This is a genomic window from Geodermatophilus nigrescens (assembly GCF_900129495.1).
Classification (GTDB): Bacteria; Actinomycetota; Actinomycetes; order Mycobacteriales; family Geodermatophilaceae; genus Geodermatophilus; species Geodermatophilus nigrescens.
In genome coordinates this window covers 515,059-533,631 of sequence record NZ_FQVX01000002.1, presented here as the reverse complement: position 1 = coordinate 533,631, position 18,573 = coordinate 515,059, and the positions used below count along the sequence as shown (strand labels likewise).

Genomic DNA, 18,573 nt, shown 5'->3' with positions numbered 1-18,573 from the left:
AGCCTGCGACGGTGAGCACCCGTCTCGTCGTCATCGGGGGCGACGCCGCCGGCGGCAGCGCCGCCTCCCAGGCCAAGAAGCGCCGGCCCGACCTCGACGTCGTCCTGTTCGAGCGCGGCCGCGCCACCTCCTACTCCGCCTGCGGGATCCCGTACTGGATCTCCGGCACCGTCGACAGCGAGGCGCAGCTGATCGCGCGCACGCCCGAGCAGCACCGCGCCGCCGGCCTCGACGTCCGCATGCGCACCGAGGTCGTCGGCATCGACACCGACAAGGGCGTCGTGCACTGGCGCGAGCTCGACGGCGGCGCCGAGGGCACCGAGCCCTACGACGACCTCGTCCACGCCACCGGCAGCGTGCCGATGCGCCCGCCGGTCGAGGGCATCGACGCGAAGGGCGTCTACGGCGTCCAGGTGCTCGACGACGGCGTCGCGCTGCGCGCCGAGCTCGACAGCGGGCGGGTGCAGAAGGTGGTCGTCGTCGGCGGCGGCTACATCGGCCTGGAGATCGCCGAGGCCTGCCGGGTGCGCGGCCTCGACGTCACCGTGGTCGACCGGTCGCCGCAGCCGGTGGGCACCTTCGACCCCGACATCGGCCGGTTCATCGCCGACGCCGTCCGCGGCGAGGGCATCGAGCTCGTCCTCGGCGACGGCGTCTCCGGCATCGACGTCGGTCCCGACGGGCGGGCGCGGGCGGTGGTGACGGCGAGCGGCCGGGAGCTGCCCGCCGACCTGGTCGTCCTCGGGCTCGGCGTGCGGCCCAACGTGCGGCTGGCGGAGGAGGCGGGCATCCCGCTCGGCACCTCCGGCGGCATCGCCGTCGACCAGCGCATGCGCACCCAGGTGCCCGGCGTCTGGGCGGCCGGCGACTGCGTCGAGTCGGTGCACCGGCTCTCGCGACAGCGGGTCGTCGTCGCGCTGGGCACGCACGCCAACAAGCAGGGCCGGGTGGCCGGCATCAACATCGGCGGCGGCTACGCCACGTTCCCCGGCGTCATCGGGACGGCGGTCACCAAGATCTGCGCCGTCGAGGCCGCCCGCACCGGGCTGGCCGAGGCGGAGGCCGAGCTGGCCGGCTACTCGTTCGTCACGGCCGCCGTCGACTCGACCACCACCGCCGGGTACATGCCGAACGCGGCGCCGATCCGGGTCAAGATGATCGCCGAGCGGCGCAGCGGGCGGCTGCTCGGCGCCCAGGTGGTCGGGCAGAACGGCGCGGCCAAGCGCATCGACGCCCTGGCCATCTGCATCTGGAACGAGATGACCGTCGACGAGGTGCTCTCCCTCGACCTGTCCTACGCGCCGCCGTTCGCGCCGGTGTGGGACCCGGTCCTCATCGCCGCGCGCAAGGCGTTCGAGGCGGTGGAGGCCGACACCCGCGGCTGACCCGGACGCGGCCGTCTCCCTTGACCGCGGGGGCAGGACGCGCGGACCGTCCGGGTCCCGGGCGGGCACCCGGCCCGCCTCCGTCCCGGGGGAGGGACGCCATGCCCCGTCTGGTGCCGGAGTTCGACTACTCCGCCGACATCGAGATCCACCCCGTCGGACCGGGCCCGTTCGGGACCCGGATGGAGGGGACCATCACCGGCGGTGAGGTCTCGGGGGACCGCCTGAAGGGGAGGATCATCAGCGGCGCGGACTGGCTGCTGGTGGGCCCCGACGGCTACGGCCGGCTCGACGTGCGCTTCACGATGCAGATGGTCGACGGCGCCCACGTGTACTTCCAGTACCCCGGGCTGCTCGAGCTGACCCCGACCGTCCTCTCGCTGATGCAGGGCGCCGACGGCGGGACCGACTACGGCGACCAGTACTTCGTCACCACCCCGCGGCTGGAGTCCGGCGACGAGCGCTATGCCTGGGTGAACCAGGCGGTGTTCGTGGGCGAGGGGCGGCTGCAGCCCGGCAAGCGCGTCGAGTACCGCGTCTCCCGGGTGGAGCTCGGGGACTGAGCCGCCTCACCGGGGCAGGGCCGCGGCGATCTGCTCGACGAGGGCGGTGAGCACCGGCTCGGGCGTCGCCAGGTTCACCCGGACGGCGCCCGTCCCGGCCTGCCCGCAGCGGCCGCCGTCGACCACGGCCACCCCGGCCCGCTCCAGCAGCAGGTCGCCGGCCCCGGGCACCCCCAGCTCCAGCCAGGCGAGGTACGTGCCCTCCGGCGGCCGGTGCCGGGCGTGCGGGAGCGACGCGGCCACCAGGTCCGCGAACAGCCGGCGGTGCCGGTCGAGGACGGCGATCGTGTCGTCGAGCCAGCCGACGCCGTCGCGGTAGGCGGCGGTGTTGGCGACGGCGCCCGGCGTCGAGCAGCCGTGCTCCACCGGGTACCCGACCTCGGCCCACAACCGCGCGTCCGCCTCGTTCGACAGCACCAGCTGCGCGCACTTGAGCCCGGCGAGGTCCCATGCCTTGGACGCGCTGGTGGCGGTGAACGCCTGCGCGGCCGTGGTCTCCGACAGCGACGCGTAGGGCACGTGCCGGTGCCCGGGGAAGACCAGCGGCGCGTGCACCTCGTCGGCGAACACGCGGCCGCCGTGCCGGTCGACCACCTCGGCGATCGCCAGCATCTCCGCCGGCTCCAGCACCCGGCCGACCGGGTTGTGCGGGTTGCACAGCACCAGCAGGTGCCCTCCGGCGCGGAAGGCGGCGTCGAGCGCGTCGAGGTCGTAGACGAACCGGTCGCCGTCGCGGGCCATGGGCACCTCGAGCACCTGGCGGCCCAGCGCCGGCGGCACCTCCAGGAAGGGCATGTAGGCCGGCGTCGGCAGCACCACCGGCGACCCGGCCGGCGTCAGGTGTGTGATCGCCGCCGACAGCGCCGCCAGCACGTCGGGCAGCGGCCGCACCCGCTCCGGAGGCACCGTCCAGCCGTGCCGGTCCGCCAGGAACCCGGCGGTGGCCCGCGCCATGTCGTCGGCCAGCCAGTCGGGCAGGTAGCCGAACAGCCCGCGGTCGACGGCGTCGCGCAGCGCCTCGGTCACCGCGGGCGCCGTCCCGAGGTCGGACTCGGCCACCCACGCGCCGAGCGCCTCCGGGTAGCGGGTCCACTTCAGGCTGCCGCGCCCGCGCAGGCCCTCGACCAGGGCGTCGTCCAGGGCGTCGACCAGGGCGTCGTCCAGGGCGTCGTAGGGGGCGTCGTCCACCCGGTGATCGTGCCCCGGCTCAGCGCTCCATGCTCGGGTCGCGCGCCAGGTGCGGGTCCGGGGGTCCGGTCGGGTCCTCGGCCAGCCAGCGCGCGGTGCCCCCGGGGTCGCGGTCGGCGAAGGCGTCGAGGAGTGCCTCGCGGAGGCGGACCTCGCGCAGGCCCGCCGGGGCGCCGTCGTCGAGCCGGTCCTGCACGGCGTGCCACTCGGCCAGCAGCCGGGCGGTCGGCGCCGCGGCCAGCGCCCGCCGCAGCGCCGCCTCGCCGGTGGGCAGCCCGTCGCGCCCGGACTCCTCTCCGGCCAGCCAGCCGCTGAAGACCGCCGTCCCGAGCACGAGCAGGAGCAGGGTCAGCAGGCCGCCGACCTCGCGCAGCGCCGCGGCGCCGGCGACGACCGCCGGGCCGAGCCCCGCGAGCGCCGCGCCGGTCACGGGGTGCGGCAGCTCCGGCAGCACGTCGCCGCACGCGCGGTGCAGCCAGACCAGGACCAGGCCGCCCATCGCGCCGAGCACCGCACCCCAGCCGAGCACCGGCAGGCCCCCGGCGAGGGCTCCGGCGGCGACGAGCGGCACACAGGCGACGACGGCGGCGGTGCGGGCGGTCCCGCGCAGCAGCCGTTCGTGGGTCGGACGGGACACGGGGGACCTCCTCGTCGGCGGCGTCCCCTCCGACCTTCCCGCGCCGGCGGGCCTCCTCCCACCGGGGGAGCCATCCGTCACGGGATCGTCACGTGTCCCGTCCGCGGCGGGCCGGCCTGGCAGGGTGCGGGGCGTGGAGCTGCTGGTCGTGGTCAACCGGGGCGCCGGGAGCGCCGGCGAAGAACGGCTCGCCCGCGCGCTGGAGGTGCTGCGCGGCGGGGCCGGCGTGGAGGTCGCCGTCACCGGCAGCCCCGGCGAGCTCGACGACGTCGTCGCCGCCCGGGGCACCCGCCGGCTGGTGGTGGCCGGCGGTGACGGGTCGGTGTCGGCGGTCGTCGCCGCGCTCGACCGGGCCGGGGACCTCGGCGACCCGCTCGGCATCGTCCCGCTGGGCACCGGCAACGACCTGGCCGGGGCCCTCGGCCTGCCCGACGACCCGGGCGCGGCCGCGCGCGTGGTCCTCGAGGGCACCCCGCGCCGCCTCGACCTGCTCCGGGACGACGCCGGCGGCGTGGTGGTCAACGCCGTGCACGCGGGCATCGGCGTGCGGGCCGCCGGGGAGGCCGCGCGGCTCAAGGACCGCCTCGGCGCGCTGGCGTACCCCGTCGGTGCGGCGCTGGCCGGCACGGGCCCGGGGGAGGCGCTGCGGGTCGCCGTCGACGGCGCCCTGGTCACGGTGCCCGACGGCCGCGCCGCCGACGGGGACACCCCGCTGCTCATGGTCGGCGTCTGCAACGGCCCGACGATCGGCGGCGGCACCGCGCTCGCGCCCGGCGCCGACCCGGGCGACGGCCTGGCCGACGTCGTCGTCAGCGCCGCCACCGGCCCGGCCGCCCGGGTGGCGTTCGCCGCCGCGCTGCTGGCCGGCCGGCACGGCGACCGCGACGACGTCGTGGTCGTGCGCGGGCGGGAGGTCACGCTGTCGGGCGGCCCGGTGGGGCTCGACGCCGACGGCGACCTGCTCGACCCGGTGCCGTCCCGCACGTGGCGGGTGCAGCCCGGCGCCTGGTCCGTCCCGCTGCCGGTCGCGCCGCCGGGCTCAGCCGGCCGGTGACCAGCCGAGCAGCGGGCCCAGGCGCTGCACCATGTCGGTGAGCACCTGCTCGTAGTCGGCCTCGCCGAAGCTGAACGGCAGCGCGAAGACCACCTCGGTCACCTCGCGGAACCCGGCGTGCGCGTACAGCGCCTCGGCGATCTGCTCGGAGGTGCCCAGCAGGTCGGGGGCGAAGAGCATCCCGGCCGGGCCCTGCGGGCTGCGGGTGCGTGGGGTGCGGGCCTCGACGTAGGCGGTGTACCGCGAGCGCTGCTCGTCGGTGGCGGAGTCGGTGGGGATCACCACCAGTCCCTGCGACACCCGGCCGGTGCCGCCGGCCTCGCGGTAGGCGCGGACCTGTGCGGCCTGGACCTCGGCGAAGTCGATCGAGCCGCCCTCGGCCCGGGTGACGCTGCTGGTCAGCAGGTTCATCCCGGCCTGCCCGGCCCACTGCGCCGAGCGGGTGCTGCCGCCGCCGTACCAGAGCCGGCCGCGCAGGCCGGGGGAGTGCGGCTGGACGCGGTCCGACCACTCCTCGACGACGCCCTCGCGGCCGGCGAACGACGCCGCGGGTTCGCCAGCGACCAGCCGCAGCAGCCGCTCGACGCGGCCGTAGGTGAAGTCCTCGACGTCGGCGGTGTCGGGGTAGAGCGCGCCCTTCACGTCGTCCCAGTGCATCGGCGGGCCCACGCTGACGCCGGGGTTCAGCCGCCCGCCGGAGAGGACGTCGACGGTTGCGAGGTCCTCGGCCAGCCGCAGCGGGTTCTCCCACGCCAGCGGCGTGACCGCGGTGCCGAGCGCGATGCGGGAGGTGCGCTGGCTCAGCGCCGCCAGGACGGCGACCGGCGAGGAGATGCCGTACTGCAGGTGCCGGTGCCGCAGCCAGGCACTGTCGAAGCCGAGCCGCTCGCCGAGCTCGACCATCCGCAGCGTCGCCTCGTGCCCGGCGGCCGGGTCGGCCGGGTCGAACGTGCCGAGGGTCAGGAAGCCGAGGTGCTCGAGCGGGGTGCCGGGGGCGGGCATGGCGCCGATCCTGCCCGCCCCCGGCGTGCCCTCAGACGGCGGGCTTGTCGGCCTCGGTCAACCAGTCGCGGAAGAGGTCGTCGAGCTGCTGCCGGCTGACCTCCTCGGCGAGGGCCAGCAGGTCGGCGGTGGTCACGTTGCCGTTCGCGTTGTCCCGGACCCAGGTTCGCAGAAGCTCGCCGAAGGCCGCGTCGCCGATGGTCCGCTGCAGGGCGACGAGGAACGCCGCGCCGCGGTCGTAGACGGCCTCGGCGAAGAGGTTCTCCGCGCCCGGGTCGGTGAGCGACACGGTCCAGAACTCGTCGCCCGCCGGGATGGCCGCGACCCGGGCGTACTGCTGGGCCAGGTAGCCCGCCCTGCGGCTCTCGCTCCACCGCCACTGCAGGTAGGTGGCGAAGCCCTCGTTGAGCCAGATGTCGGCCCACGTCGTCGGGCTGACGCTGTTGCCGACCCACTGGTGGGCCAGCTCGTGCGCCACGGTGGTCTGGCCCGCCACGCCGGAGTACACCGGCCGGGTCTGGGTCTCGAGCGCGTACCCGACGCTGTCCTCGTCGACGATCGCGCCGAACGAGCTGAACGGGTACTCGCCGAGCAGGCCCTCGAAGAAGGCGATCATCTGCGGCTGCAGCGCCAGGCTGGCCGCGGTGGTGGCCGCCCGGGAGGGGCTCAGGCCCGTCTCGACGTAGTTCAGGATCGGCAGCCCGTCCGGCCCGGTCTGCGTGGTCGCGGCGTAGTCGCCGATCGACGCCGTCGCCAGGTAGCTGGCCATCGGGTCGTCGGCCGACCAGGTCCACGTCGTGCGCCCGCCGCTGGTGACCGGGGCACCGACCGGCTCGCCGTTGGCGATCGCCGTCTTGCCCTCGGGCACGGTGATCCGGAAGTCGTAGGTGGCCTTGTCGGTGGGGACGTCGTTGACCGGGAACCAGGTCGGGGCGCCCTCGGCCTCGTTCGCCACCAGGACGCCGTCGGCGAAGGTCACCCAGCCGTACTGGGCGCCGGTGTTGTCCAGCGGCTGCCCCGGGTAGCCGCTGTAGACGACCGTGACCCGGTGGTCCGTGCCGGCCTTGAGCTTCGGCGCGACGGTGACCACCAGCTCGCCGCCGCGGCCGTCGGGGCCCGGGGGGAGTTGGGTGAAGCGGGCCGGCTTGCCGTCGACCAGGACCGACGACGCCGTGAGCCCGCGCAGGTCGAGCGAGAAGCTCGCCAGGTCCTGGGTGGCCCGGAGGCTGACGACGGCGGTGCCGTCGAGGCGGCCGTCGGCGTACCAGGACAGGCCGAGGTCGTAGTGCTGGACGTCGTAGCCGCCGTTGCCGGCGGCGGGGAAGTACGGGTCGCCGCCGGAGGTGCTGCCGTCGGTGTAGCGCGGCGTGCCGGGCGCGCCGGGTGCCGCGGAGGCGGGGCCGGCGACGGCGACGAGGGAGGCGGCCGCGACGAGCGCGGCGGCGGTGCGGACGGTCGGACGGATGCGCATGCAGGTCCTCTCCGAGGGCCCCGGGCGGGCCGGATCGGGTCACCGTAGGAGGCGCACGTTCCCGTCTCGTTCCCGGGAGGTGTCCCGCAACATCCACCGATTCGTTGCGCCTGCGTGACCTGCGCCACTACGGTCGCGCGTCATGACGGCGGCTGCGGACGCCGGGACGCGCCTGCGCCGGGCGCTGACCGGTACCGGCGACGACGAGGGCCCCGTGCGCGCCTTCCGGCTGGCGCGCCGCACCTTCCTGTCCGGCGAGCGGGTGGACATGGGCCCGCTCGCCGCCGAGCTCGGCGTCGACCGCGCGACGCTGTTCCGCTGGGTCGGCAACCGCGACCAGCTCCTCACCGAGGTCATCTGGTCGCTGTTCCTGCCCACCTGGCGCCGCGCGCTCGACGACGCCACGGGCACCGGGGGCCCGCGGGTGGTCGACGCGCTCACCCGTTTCACCCGCGACGTCTGCGCCTCCGCGCCCTTCCGCGCGCACCTGCGCCGCGAGCCCGAGCGGGCGCTGCGCCTGCTCACCACCCGCTCGGCCGACTACCAGGTGCGGGTCACCGGCGCCTTCGCCGCGCTGCTCCAGGACAGCGGCGCCGCCCTGCCCCTGCCGGTCCCCGACACCGCCTACGTGCTCACCCGCGTCGCCGAGTCGTTCATCTACGCCGACCTCATCGCCGGCGCCGAGCCCGACGCCGCCAAGGCCGCCGTCGTCTACGCCGCGCTGCTGCGCTGCCCGGCCCCGCATCCCGGAGAACCGCACCCCGGAGAACCGCCCACCGGAGAACCGCCCACCCAGGAGGAACCGTGACGCTCACCCCGGACCGCACGTCCGCCCCGCTGCCCGGCCGCCTCGGCGACCCCGCCGCCGAGTACCGCACCGACGACCGCGCCGACCGGCGCCTGCGCGAGACGCTCGCCCGCTACGGCCTCGACGCGCAGGCCGCGCCGCCGCCGTTCGGCCCGGAGGCCCCGCTGGAGGACAAGCTGGCGTTCGTCCGCGGCGCCCACGACGGCTTCGAGGGGCTCTACGCCGCGGTCGCCGCGGAGGAGACCCACCGCGACGACGTCACGCGCACCGTGCACGCGGCGCCCGGCCGCGACGGGCACGACGTCCCGCTGTACGTCTTCCGGCCGGCCGGCGTCGAGGGCCCCCTCCCCGGCGTGGTCTACATCCACGGCGGCGGCATGACGATCCTCGACTGCGACAACCGGCTGCACACCCGCTGGTGCGAGGACCTCGCCGCCGAGGGGCTGGTCGTCGTCGCCGTCGACTTCCGCAACGCGGTCACCGCCACCGGCCACGCGCCGTTCCCGGCCGGCCTGCACGACTGCGCCGACGCGCTCACCTGGCTCGACGCGCACCGGGACGAGCTCGGCGCGACCTCGCTGGTGCTGCAGGGGGAGTCGGGCGGGGCGAACCTGTGCCTGGCCTCGGCGCTGCTGGCCAAGCGGGAGGGCCGGCTGGACGCGATCGCCGGCGTCTACGCGATGGTCCCCTACATCTCCGGCGCCTACGGCTGGGACGACGACGCCAAGCGCGCCGAGCTGCCCTCGTTGGTGGAGAACGAGGGCTGGTTCCTCAACACGCTGATGATGGCCATGCTGGTCTCCACCTACGACCCGTCCGGCGAGCACGCCCGCGACCCGCTGGCCTGGCCGTGGTTCGCCACCGTCGAGGACCTCACCGGCATGCCCCCGCACGTGGTGTCGGTCAACGAGCTCGACCCGCTGCGCGACGAGGGCATCGCCTACTACCGCAAGCTGCAGGCCGCCGGGGTGCGCGCGGTGGGCCGGGTGGACCTGGGGCTGACCCACGGCGCCGACTCGATCTTCAAGACCGCCGTGCGCGACGTGTACGACGCCACGGTCGCCGACATCGCCCGGTTCGCCCGCAGCGTGGCGCCCGCCTGAGCCGGGTCGCTGCTCGCCGTCAGCGCACGCGGACGGCGAGCAGCGCGACGTCGTCGTCGGTGGAGCCGGGCACGCCCTCGAGCAGCCGGTCCAGCAGCGCGTCGAGGGGCCGGTCGCCGGCCTCGGCGAAGGCCGCGGCGAGCCGGCCGATGCCCTCGTCGAGGTCGGTGCGCCGCCGCTCGACCAGGCCGTCGGTGTAGAGCAGCAGCGTGCTGCCGGGCTCGAGCCGGGCGCGGTGGGTGTGCCGGGGACGGTCCGGGTCGAGGCCGACGAGCAGGTCGGTGGCGGCGGTGAGCACCTCCACGCGGCCGTCGGGGGAGCGCAGCAGCGGCGGGGGGTGCCCGGCGTTGGTCCACGACAGCACCCGGCCGCCGTCCGAGCGGTCCACCCGGGCGAGGGCGACGGTGGCCAGCGCGCCGGTGCGCAGCCCGCCGACGGCCGCATCGAGCCGGGACAGCGCCAGCGACGGCGGCTCGCCGCCCTCGAAGGCGAACCCGCGCAGCATCGCCCGCAGCTGTCCCATGGTGGCGGCGGCCCGCACGTCGTGGCCGGAGACGTCGCCGATGACCAGCACCGTGGCGCCGTCGGAGTCGTCGAAGGCGTCCCACCAGTCGCCGCCGACCTGCGCCCCGGCGCTGCTGGGCAGGTAGCGGGCGGCCAGCTCCAGGCCGGCCGGGGACGGCAGCTCGCCGAGCAGCGCCCGCTGCAGCGTGGTGGCCACCGACTCCTGCCGGGCCAGCAGCGCCGCGCGGCTCACCGCCTGCGCGGTGTAGCGGGCCAGCGCCAGCACCAGCCCCTGCTCGACGGCGGAGAACTGCCGCGGCTGTGCCCAGACCAGGCTCAGCGTGCCCGGCACCGAGCCCGCGACGGGCAGCGGCAGGTGTGCGGAGGCTCCGACCGGCGGAGGCGAGGGGACCGGGGGGTGCGCGTCGGGGAAGCGCTCCGCCGCGGCCGCGGCGTCGGGCAGGAACACCGCCCGCCCGGTGGCCAGCGCCGCCGTCGGCGGGGAGTCGACGCCCAGCGGCAGCGATGGCAGGTCGCCGTCGGCCGGGGCGCCGGCCGACACGACCTGCAGCCGCCGCCCGGCCGGGTCGACGAGGGCCAGGCAGGTCCACGAGGTGCCCAGCGCGTCGGCCGCGGCGGCGGTCACCGCGGCCGCGACGTCGGGCAGGGTGGCCGCGTCGGCGAGCGCCTCCGCGAAGCGCAGCAGCAGCCGGTTCTGCTCGCTGGTGCGCCGGGCGCCGGCGATGGCCGCCCGCAGGCGCAGCTCCGAGGCGGCCAGCCCGGCGATCTGGGTGAGCACCTCGACGTCGGTGTCGGTCCAGTCGCGCGGGCGCCCGTCGATGGCGCAGACCGCGCCGACCACGTCGCCGTCGGGCCCGACCAGCGGCACGCCGCAGTAGGCGACGACGCCGAGGTCGGCGATCGCGCCGTTGCCGGCGAGCACCTCCACCTCGCGGGCGTCGCGGACGACCAGCGGCTGCGCGGTGGCCCGCACGTACTGGCAGAAGGAGTGGCTCAGCGGCGTGCGGCGGCGCTGCTGCCAGGCGTCGGGCAGGCCGACGGCCCCGGGGAACACCTGCTCGTCGGGGCCGACGAGGGTGACCAGCGCGGTGGGGACGTCGAGCATCGTGCGGACGAGGGTGGCCAGCCGGTCGAGGTCGGCGTCGGCGACGGCCGGATCGTCCGCCGGATCGTCGGCCGGGTCGTCGGCCGGGCCGTCCTCGCTGGTCACGCGGCCACGGTAGTCGCCGGGGCGGACATCCCGGCCGCCCACCGGGGCGGGCCGGTCATTCACGGGGTGTTCGCCGCGCCGCCGGCGGGCCGTCCACCCCGACAGGATGGGCTGCCGTGCGGGCCGCCCGGTGAGGGCCGCCGGCCGAGCCCGCGGAGGCCCTCGTGACCCGTCTCTCGCGTCGCCGCGCCGGCGTCGCCGGTGTTGCCGGCGCACTGTTCGCCGTCCTGCTCGGATCCGCCGTCCCGGCGTCGGCCGCGCCCCCGGGCGGCGCGCCGGGCGGCGGACCCACCGCCGGGGAGGGCGAGCTGCTCGTGATCGGCCACCGCGGCGCCTCGGGGTACCGCCCCGAGCACACGCTGGCGGCCTACGAGCTCGCCGCCCGGATGGGCGCGGACTCCATCGAGTGCGACGTCGTCAGCACCGCCGACGGCGTGCCGGTGTGCCGCCACGGGAACGAGATCGGCGGCACCACCGACGTCGCCGACCACCCCGAGTTCGCCGACCGGCGGACCACGAGGACCGTCGACGGCGTCGAGCTGACCGGCTGGTTCACCGAGGACTTCACGCTGGAGGAGCTGCGGACGCTGCGCGCGGTCGAGCGGCTGCCCGAGGTCCGCGGGGAGAACACGCTCCACGACGGCCTGTACCCGGTGCCCACGGTCGAGGAGTTCCTCGACCTGCGTGCCGACCTCAGCCGGGAGCTGGGGCGCGAGATCGGGGTCCACGTCGAGACCAAGCACCCCACCTACTTCGACTCGATCGGCCTCTCCCTCGAGGAGCCGCTGGTCGCCGAGCTCCGCGACGCCGGCCTGGACAGCCGTCACTCGCCGGTGTTCCTGCAGTCGTTCGAGACGGCGAACCTGCGCGACCTCGACGCGCTGGTCGAGGTGCCGCTCGTGCAGCTGCTGTCGGCGAGCGGCGCGCCCGCCGACCTGGTGGCCGCGGGGGACCCGCGCACCTACGCCGACCTCTCCACCGTCGGGGGCCTGGCGGAGATCGCGGCGTACGCCGACGGCGTGGGCCCGGAGAAGGACCAGGTGATCCCGCGGCTGGCCGACGGCAGCCTGGGTGAGCCGTCGTCGTTCGTGGACGACGCGCACGCGGCCGGGCTGCTGGTGCACCCGTACACGTTCCGCAACGAGAACACCTTCCTGCCCGCCGACCTGCGCGAGGGCACGGACCCGGCCGGCCACGGGCGGGCGGTGGAGGAGCAGCTGGCGTTCTGGGCGACCGGCATCGACGGGGTGTTCACCGACCACCCCGACGCCGCCGTCGTGTCCCGGGAGCTGTTCACCCGGGGCGAGCGCGCCGCCTGAGCGCCCGCGTCTCCCGGCGGCGGCTCACCGCTGCCGGGGGACGCGGCCCAGCAGGTGGAACTCCGGGTTGGGCGGGATGGCGGCGAAGTGCGCCAGCCGGTTGGACAGGGCGAAGAACGAGGTGATCGCGCCGACGTCCCAGACGTCCTCCTCCGTGAGGCCGTGCCCGCGCAGCCGGTCGAGGTCGTCGGCGGTGACGGCGGCGGGCTCGGTGGCCAGCCGGACGGCGACGTCGAGGACCGCGTGCAGCCGCGGCGACACGGGGGCCTTGCGCCAGTCGACGGCGACCAGGTCGGCCAGCAGCGGGTCGCGGGTGCGGATGCGGGCGATCGCCCCGTGCGCGACGACGCAGTAGGCGCAGTCGTTGGCCGCGCTGGTGGCCACCACGATCAGCTCCCGGTCACCCGTGGACAACCCGGGGGTGTCCTTCTCCATGAGCGCGTCGTGCATCGCGAAGAACGCGCGGGCCTCGTCCGGGCGCCAGGCGAGGGCGGCGAAGACGTTCGGCAGGAAGCCCGAGCGCTCCTGCACCTCGGCGTAGCGCTCCGCGAGGTCGGCGGGCAGGCCGGCGGGGTCGGCGACGGGGAAGCGGCTGATCGGGGTGTCGGCGGTCACGCCGCGCAGCCTCCCGCGCCGCCCTGCCCGCCGTCGACCGCCCGCCGTCGACCGGCCGCCCGTCGGCGCCGCCGGGCAGAGTGGGGGCCGTGTCCCGCCGGAGGTCGGTCCTGCTCGCGCTCGCCGTGCTGGCCGGCGGGTGCACGGCGGCCGAGCAGCCGGCGGTCACCCCGCCCTACCGGCTCGAGCCGGCCTGCCCGGCGCCCACGTCGCCGACGGTGGTGTCCGCGGCGCTGGTCAACGAGGTGGTGGCGGTCAGCGACCTGCCGTACTGGCAGGCCGGCGACGTCGGCGCCAGCGCCCGGCTCTCCGACGGCCGGCTGGTGTGGGTCTTCGGCGACACCGTGCGCGCCGACGGCGTCGAGCCGCGGCTGGTGGCCAACTCCGTGCTGCTCACCTCGGGCACCTGCGTCGCGCAGCTGCTGCCGCCGGGGGAGGGGCCGGTGGTGCCCGACGTGGCCGCCGGCCAGGTGCAGTGGCCGATGTCGGTGGTCGTGCTGCCGCCCTCGCCGGGGCTCGCGTACCGGGGCGTCGACGACGTCGTCGTCGTGATGAGCGCACGCACCGAGCGCGGCGACGGCACCGGAGGCCTGCTCGACTTCCGCTTCCGCGGCACCTCCGCGGCGGTGTTCACCGTGACCGACGGCGGGGCGCCGCAGCCGCTCGAGGTGCTGGAGGTGACGCCCGACGACCCGTCGGCGACGCAGGTCAACTGGGGCGCGGCCGCCACCGTGAGCGGCGGGTGGGCCTACGTCTACGGCACCCGGCTCACCGGGGAGCCGCTGGTGTTCGGACGGGAGCTGTACGTGGCCCGGCTGCCGGTGGCCGACCCCGCCGACCGCTCCCGCTGGGAGTTCTGGGACGGCGCCGCCTGGCAGCCCGACATCGCCGCGGCCGCGCCGGTGCTGCCCGCCGACGGCGGGGTGTCGCAGACGCTGTCGGTCGACCGGGTCGGCGACACGTGGGTGGCGGTGTCCAAGCGCGGCGGCGACCTCGCCGACTTCGTCTACACCTGGACCGCGCCGGAGCCGACCGGCCCGTGGACGCCGAGCCGGGCGCTGCCCGCACCGGCCGGCTACGACACCGGGCGGCTCACCTACGCGCCGCTGGCCCACCCGGAGGTCCCGCTGGCGTCGGGCGGGCTGCTGGTGTCGGTGTCGCGCAACACCACCGACCTGGCCCAGCTGCTCGCGGAGCCCGAGGTGGGGCGGCCGCTGTTCGCCGAGGTGCCCCGGCCCTAGGCCCGGCCCCTGCCGGCGATGTGCACCTGTGGTGCGTTCCGCGGGCCGGAGTGCGCCATCGGCGCACACCACCGTCCCGACTCCGCCGTCATGCCCCACTCGGACGCGCTCCCGACCGCGGTGGGTTCGGGGAAGGGCGGTCAGCCGGCGGTGACGACGCGGTCGCGACCGGCGCGCTTGGCCCGGTACAGCCGGGCGTCGGCGAGGCCGAGCAGCTGGGCCGGCGTGCGGTCGGTGACCTCCGCGGTGCTCGCGGCGCCGACGCTGATCGTCACCGGCAGCTCGCCGGTGAGCGGCGCCCACGGGTGCGCGGCGACCGCGCGGCGGACGTCCTCGAGGTGCGCGGCGGCCCGGTCGGCGTCGGTGCCGGCGAGCACCAGCACGAACTCCTCGCCGCCCAGCCGGGCCGCGAAGGAGGTGGCGCCGGGCAGCGCGGTGTCCTGCAGGAGGCCCGCGACCGTGCGCAGCACCTCGTCGCCGACGGCGTGCGAGCAGGTGTCGTTGACCCGCTTGAAGTGGTCGAGGTCGAGCAGCGCGACGACGACCAGCTCGTCGGCGGTGGCCGGCGCGGCCAGCAGCCGGGGCAGCTCCTCGTCGACGTGCCGGCGGTTGTACAGGCCGGTCAGCGGGTCGCGCAGCGACAGCTCCCGCCAGCGGCGGCTCTGCCGGCGGGCCTCGGTGGTCTCGTACATCGCCTGCAGCGCGCGGGCGCGGGCCTCGCGCTGCGCCGACTGCTGCTCGACGAGCTCGGCGACGTAGCGCTTGTGCTCCTCGAACGCGGCGCGGTGGTCGCCGGCGGCGGCGTGCAGCTCGGCCTGCTCGGCGCGGGCGCGCACCCGGATCGAGGCCAGCCCGTGCTCGGCGCAGCGGCGCAGGCACTCGGCCAGCGTGCGGTCGGCGGCGTCCACCTCGCCGCGCAGGCGCTGCACCTCGGCGAGGGTGAGCAGGAAGTCGGCCCCGGCGTCGCCGTCGTGCGAGGCGTCGAGCGCGCGCAGCCCCGGCAGCAGGGCGGCCTCGGCCTCGTCCAGCCGGCCCAGGCCCATGAGGGCGCGGGCCACGGTGTCGAGCCGGCCGACGTCGAGGGGCACGCCGTGCTCGGCGGCGAGCGCCTGCAGCCGGTCGCTGTGCTCGAGCGCCGACTCGAACCGGCCGGAGAGGGTGTCGGTGTAGGCGCGGTTGTTGAGGATGCGCAGCTGCCGGTCGACGTCGCCGAGGTCCTCGGCCAGCCGGAGCACCGCCGCGTAGCGCTCCGGGGCGGCCGGGTCGCGGGACAGACCCAGCACGTCGGCTATCCGGACCAGGTGGTCGACCCGGAGCGCCGGCAGGTCGTCGTCGTCGAGCAGGTCGACCGAGACGACCGCGTGCTCCAGCGCGCCGGCGAGGTCGCCGAGCTCCTGGAACACGGCGGTGAGCACGAAGGAGCTGCGGGCCAGCAGATGGCGGTGGCCGGTGTCGGTGGCCCAGCGGTGCACCTCCTGGGCGGTGCGGCCGGCGTCGGAGACGGCGCCGCGGCGGCGCAGCAGGTCGGCGCAGACGAGGCGGGCGCGCTGCTCGAGGTCGGCGCGGCCGAGCTCGCGGGCGGTGGCGAGCGCGGCCTCGGCGCGGTCGGCGGCGGAGCCGGCGTCGAAGCGCGACAGCGTCTCGAGCTCGTCCAGGACGGTGGCCAGCGCCGCCCCGGCGTCGGCCCGCGGGGGTACCGCGGGCACCGGGTCCTCCCGGACGGCCAGACTGGTCACGGCCTCGGGATCGGCAGCCCCGGCTCCGGTACTGAGTCGTCCCGGATCAGGACCACCCCGACGGGTGAGCACCGCGCTCAGCCCCCGGCCAGCAGGGCGCGGACGGCGTCGACGGTGTCGGCGTCGGCGGCGGTGCGGTCGGGCCGGTAGCGCAGCACCCGGGCGAAGCGCAGCGCGACGCCGCCGGGGTAGCGGGTGCTGCGCTGGGCGCCGTCGAGGGCCACCTCGACCACCACCTCCGGCCGCAGCTCCAGGCCCCAGTCGTGCTCGGTGCGGGCGTGCGCCGGGAAGGTGGCCGTCTGCCAGTCGAGCAGCTCGTCGGTCATGCCCTTGAACGTCTTGCCGACCATGAGCGGCTCGCCGCCGTCGGGGTCGCGGGCGCCGAGGTGGATGTTGGACAGCTTGCCGGTGCGCCGGCCGTACCCCCACTCCACGCCGAGGACGACGAGGTCGAGGGTGTGCACCGGCTTGACCTTCTGCCAGGCGCGGCCGCGGCGGCCGGCGGCGTAGGGCGCGTCGAGGGCCTTGACCACCACGCCCTCGTGCCCGGCCGACAGCGCGTCGTCGAGCACGGCGGCGGCCTCCTCGGCGGTGGGCCGCCGCGCGCCGGGCATCCGCAGCGGGGCGGCGTCGTCGGCGGCGAGCAGCCCGTCGAGGACGGCCAGCCGGGTGGCCAGCGGCTCGTCGAGCAGGTCGCGGCCGTCGAGGTGCAGCACGTCGAAGAAGAACGGCGAGAGCAGGACGGCGGCCGCGTCGCCGGGGTCCGTGCCGTCGCTGCCGAAACGGCTCATCGTGTCCTGGAACGCGCGGGGGCGGCCGTCGTCGTCGAGGGCGAGGGTCTCCCCGTCGAGGACGGCGGTGCGGCAGGGGAGCGCCCGCACCCGCTCGACCAGCTCCGGGACGCCGCCGGTGACCTCGCGCAGCGTGCGCGTCCACACCCGGACGTCGTCGCCGTCGCGGTGTACCTGGATGCGGGCGCCGTCGAGCTTGTGCTCCACGGTGACCTCGCTCCCGAGGTCGCCCAGCGCCGCGTCGAGCGAGGAGCCGGGGCTGGCCAGCATCGGCCGCACCGGGCGGCCGACCCGCAGGCCGACGGCGGCCAGCGCCTCCTCGCCCCCGGACAGGGCGGTGGCGGCGGTCTCGTCGAGGCGGCCGGTGAGCATGGCCGCCCGGCGCACCACCGCGGGCGGCACCTCCGCGGCGGCGGCGACCGCGTCGAGCAGCACGCCCTCCAGCGCGCCCTGGCGCAGCTCGCCACCGAGCAGCCGGGTGAGGAAGCGCTGCTCGTCGGCGGTGGCGGCCGACAGCACCTCGCCCAGCAGCGCGGCGCGGCGGGCGGTGGCGCCGGACCCGGTGGTGCCGGCCAGCGCGGTGAGCGCGGCGTCGACCGCGGCGACGGTCAGCGACGGCGCGTCCGCCGGCGGCGGCACCGCGCGCGACAGCGTGCGCCAGCCGACGCCGACGCGGCCCTGCGGCAGCTCGCCGGCCAGCCACGCGGCGACCGGGCGGACCTCGGCGGGGGCCGCGGCGCGCAGCGCGCCGGCGATCGCGGCCGCCTTCGCCGTGCGGGCGCGGGTGGCCGCCACCGCGGCCGAGGCGGCGACGACGTCGGCGAGCAGCACCCCGCCATGCTGGCAGCCGGGTACGACAGCGCCGGTCTCCCGCGCGGGCCCGGACGCGGTCAGCGCAGCGCCAGCTCGGTGCCGGCCGAGAGCCACCGCGCCGTCACCTCGCGGCCCGCGGCCAGCAGCGCCCGCGCGCCGCCGGTGTCGCGCGGGCCGGTGGGCAGCCGGTCGAGCAGGCCCGCGGCCCAGGCGTCGGCGACGTGCGGCAGCACCTGCACCCGCGGGTCGGCGAGCGCGCCGGCCACCGCGGCCCGGTTGGCCACCGTGCGGGCCACGGTGAACGCCTGCAGCACGGTGTCCAGCGCGCCGGGGCCGGCCTCGACCGGCGCCACGTAGGGGTCGCGGTCGGGATCGGCCGGCACGCCGCAGGCCAGCGGGCCGGCCGCGCGGGGGTGCGCGGCGCAGCGGCCCTCGACGGCGGTCACCGGCGCCAGGCCGCAGTCGAGCACCAGCACGCGGTCGTCGGGGCCCGCGTCGGCGAGCGCGCCGGCCACCGGGACGCCGTCGACGATCCCGCCGTCGACGTGCAGGTGCCCGTCGGGCAGCCGGACGGGCGCGAACAGCCCGGGCAGCGCGCAGCTCGCGGCGAGCACGTCGCCGACCGGGCCGGTGCGGTGCCGGGCCGCCGCGCCGCAGTCGAGGCAGGTGGTCGTGACCGACAGCGGCACGGCGAGCTCGCCGAGGTCGTGCGCGGGGACGTGGTCGGCGACCAGCCGGCGCAGCGGCCGGTCGTCGAGGAAGCCGGCGCCGCGGCGCAGCGAGCGGGCCAGGCCGCGGGCGCGGGCGGGCCAGCCCGGGCGCAGCACCCGGCCCATCGCCGGGTCCGACCACAGCTCGGTCAGCCGCGCGGCGCGGTCGGGACCGGGCGCGGCGGCGAGGAAGGCGGCGTTGACCGCGCCCACCGAGGTGCCGTGCAGGGCGTCGACGGCGAGGCCGGTGTCGAGCAGGGCGCGCAGGGCGCCGGCCTGGAAGGCGCCCATGGCGCCGCCGCCACCGAGCACGAGGTGGGTCCGCGGGGTCACCGGACCCATGGTGCACCGGAGGTGGCCGGTGGGTGGCCGTGCGGTGTCGCGCCTCAGCGCGGGTGCGCA

General features: G+C 77.1%; 16 protein-coding genes. 7 read left to right on the top strand and 9 right to left on the bottom strand.

What is annotated here, in order from left to right; all coding sequences use genetic code 11:
* Positions 1-11 precede the first annotated feature (11 nt).
* Both BUE37_RS10110 and BUE37_RS10105 read left to right on the top strand, forming a co-directional pair.
* Entirely contained in the window at positions 12-1,385 is a 1,374-nt protein-coding gene (locus tag BUE37_RS10110; RefSeq protein ID WP_073420067.1) for an FAD-dependent oxidoreductase, read from the top strand.
* Between the two features lie 101 nt (positions 1,386-1,486).
* Positions 1,487-1,948, top strand: a complete 462-nt coding sequence (locus tag BUE37_RS10105; protein WP_073420066.1) for a DUF3237 domain-containing protein — start codon at positions 1,487-1,489, stop codon at positions 1,946-1,948.
* Positions 1,949-1,954: 6 nt separating this feature from the next.
* Here the strand turns inward: BUE37_RS10105 and BUE37_RS10100 are convergent, their stop codons facing one another.
* Positions 1,955-3,136, bottom strand: a complete 1,182-nt coding sequence (locus BUE37_RS10100) for a MalY/PatB family protein (protein ID WP_245794488.1) — start codon at positions 3,134-3,136, stop codon at positions 1,955-1,957.
* 19 nt (positions 3,137-3,155) lie between these two features.
* Positions 3,156-3,773: a hypothetical protein gene (locus BUE37_RS24450; RefSeq protein ID WP_073420065.1), complete on the bottom strand. Its 618-nt coding sequence runs from the start codon at positions 3,771-3,773 to the stop codon at positions 3,156-3,158.
* Positions 3,774-3,906: 133 nt separating this feature from the next.
* Between BUE37_RS24450 and BUE37_RS24445 the strand changes: the two genes are divergently transcribed.
* The gene (locus tag BUE37_RS24445) at positions 3,907-4,827 is read left to right on the top strand and encodes a diacylglycerol/lipid kinase family protein (protein WP_245794486.1); all 921 of its coding nucleotides are present in this window, start codon (positions 3,907-3,909) and stop codon (positions 4,825-4,827) included.
* On the opposite strand, the gene BUE37_RS10085 is transcribed toward BUE37_RS24445, so the two are convergent.
* Together BUE37_RS10085 and BUE37_RS10080 are read right to left on the bottom strand one after the other, a co-directional pair.
* Positions 4,813-5,829 (bottom strand): LLM class flavin-dependent oxidoreductase, encoded by a 1,017-nt coding sequence (locus tag BUE37_RS10085; RefSeq protein ID WP_073420064.1) that lies wholly within the window; start codon positions 5,827-5,829, stop codon positions 4,813-4,815. The two genes, BUE37_RS24445 and BUE37_RS10085, sit on opposite strands and share 15 nt — an antisense overlap.
* Before the next feature lie 31 nt (positions 5,830-5,860).
* Positions 5,861-7,300 carry a M1 family metallopeptidase gene (locus BUE37_RS10080; protein WP_073420063.1) on the bottom strand — a complete coding sequence of 480 codons (1,440 nt, stop codon included), beginning with the start codon at positions 7,298-7,300 and terminating at the stop codon, positions 5,861-5,863.
* Between the two features lie 142 nt (positions 7,301-7,442).
* Between BUE37_RS10080 and BUE37_RS10075 the strand changes: the two genes are divergently transcribed.
* Both BUE37_RS10075 and BUE37_RS10070 read left to right on the top strand, forming a co-directional pair.
* Entirely contained in the window at positions 7,443-8,108 is a 666-nt protein-coding gene (locus tag BUE37_RS10075) for a QsdR family transcriptional regulator (protein ID WP_073420062.1), read from the top strand.
* On the top strand, positions 8,105-9,211 hold the full coding sequence (locus BUE37_RS10070; RefSeq protein WP_083628534.1) for an alpha/beta hydrolase fold domain-containing protein: 1,107 nt from the start codon (positions 8,105-8,107) through the stop codon (positions 9,209-9,211). Before BUE37_RS10075 ends, BUE37_RS10070 begins: the two co-directional genes overlap by 4 nt.
* Before the next feature lie 19 nt (positions 9,212-9,230).
* Here BUE37_RS10070 and BUE37_RS10065 read toward each other — a convergent pair whose 3' ends face one another.
* On the bottom strand, positions 9,231-10,946 hold the full coding sequence (locus BUE37_RS10065; RefSeq protein WP_073420061.1) for a GAF domain-containing SpoIIE family protein phosphatase: 1,716 nt from the start codon (positions 10,944-10,946) through the stop codon (positions 9,231-9,233).
* 164 nt (positions 10,947-11,110) lie between these two features.
* Here BUE37_RS10065 and BUE37_RS10060 point away from each other — a divergent pair, with 164 nt between their 5' ends.
* Entirely contained in the window at positions 11,111-12,265 is a 1,155-nt protein-coding gene (locus BUE37_RS10060) for a glycerophosphodiester phosphodiesterase (RefSeq protein WP_245794484.1), read from the top strand.
* 24 nt (positions 12,266-12,289) lie between these two features.
* On the opposite strand, the gene BUE37_RS10055 is transcribed toward BUE37_RS10060, so the two are convergent.
* Positions 12,290-12,880, bottom strand: coding sequence for a peroxidase-related enzyme (locus BUE37_RS10055; protein ID WP_073420060.1), 591 nt, complete (start codon positions 12,878-12,880; stop codon positions 12,290-12,292).
* 89 nt (positions 12,881-12,969) lie between these two features.
* Between BUE37_RS10055 and BUE37_RS10050 the strand changes: the two genes are divergently transcribed.
* Positions 12,970-14,121, top strand: a complete 1,152-nt coding sequence (locus tag BUE37_RS10050; RefSeq protein ID WP_175562837.1) for a DUF4185 domain-containing protein — start codon at positions 12,970-12,972, stop codon at positions 14,119-14,121.
* 140 nt (positions 14,122-14,261) lie between these two features.
* Here the strand turns inward: BUE37_RS10050 and BUE37_RS10045 are convergent, their stop codons facing one another.
* From BUE37_RS10045 to BUE37_RS10035, 3 genes are all read right to left on the bottom strand, one after another.
* Entirely contained in the window at positions 14,262-15,857 is a 1,596-nt protein-coding gene (locus BUE37_RS10045) for a GGDEF domain-containing protein (RefSeq protein WP_083628532.1), read from the bottom strand.
* 77 nt (positions 15,858-15,934) lie between these two features.
* Entirely contained in the window at positions 15,935-17,479 is a 1,545-nt protein-coding gene (locus tag BUE37_RS10040) for an ATP-dependent DNA ligase (protein WP_073420058.1), read from the bottom strand.
* Between the two features lie 59 nt (positions 17,480-17,538).
* Positions 17,539-18,504, bottom strand: a complete 966-nt coding sequence (locus BUE37_RS10035; protein ID WP_175562836.1) for a patatin-like phospholipase family protein — start codon at positions 18,502-18,504, stop codon at positions 17,539-17,541.
* Between the last annotated feature and the right edge of the window lie 69 nt (positions 18,505-18,573).

Coding starts and splice junctions, on each gene's coding strand:
- BUE37_RS10105 (WP_073420066.1), top strand. CDS start 1,487: ATGCCCCGTCTGGTGCCGGAGTTCGACTACTCCGCCGACATCGAGATC.
- BUE37_RS10075 (WP_073420062.1), top strand. CDS start 7,443: ATGACGGCGGCTGCGGACGCCGGGACGCGCCTGCGCCGGGCGCTGACC.
- BUE37_RS10085 (WP_073420064.1), bottom strand. CDS start 5,829: ATGCCCGCCCCCGGCACCCCGCTCGAGCACCTCGGCTTCCTGACCCTC.
- BUE37_RS10080 (WP_073420063.1), bottom strand. CDS start 7,300: ATGCGCATCCGTCCGACCGTCCGCACCGCCGCCGCGCTCGTCGCGGCC.